The 420-nt window shown below is 49.0% G+C and carries 1 protein-coding gene; it reads left to right on the forward strand.

The features are described 5' to 3' along the window. Positions 1-420 (forward strand): hypothetical protein (locus ICN24_RS10300; RefSeq protein ID WP_216223702.1); only part of this gene is annotated, 420 nt, incomplete at both ends.

Raw genomic sequence — 420 nt, forward strand, 5'->3', positions numbered from 1 at the left:
ATAGTGCGGCCAGCGTCAGTATTAACGGCGGTTCTGCAACACTAATTAGTGGCACGACTGTTAATACCGGTATCGGTGGTCAAAGCTTTACCTTAGGCGGTACTTACGGCTCTGGCACCAATGCCAGCGGCACTCCTTATGCTGATGCCTTGACCTTAACTGCGGCAGGTGGAACTACCGCTGGTAACTACACCGTCACAATTAATCAAGGTGCTTTAACCATCGGTAAAGCCAATGCCTACGTCATCATCGGTTCTGGTCAAACTAGCATCTACGGATCAACACCAACAATTAATTACACCTACTACTCGACTGCTAGTGGCGCTGGTGGAGCAGCGATTACATCCCTAGCAGGTTTATCAGGTACAGCAACAATTACTAATGCACCGACATCAACATCGAATGCCGCTACCTATGCCC

Origin of the sequence: Polynucleobacter sp. UK-Kesae-W10, assembly GCF_018881575.1 — a bacterium.
Lineage (GTDB): Bacteria > Pseudomonadota > Gammaproteobacteria > Burkholderiales > Burkholderiaceae > Polynucleobacter.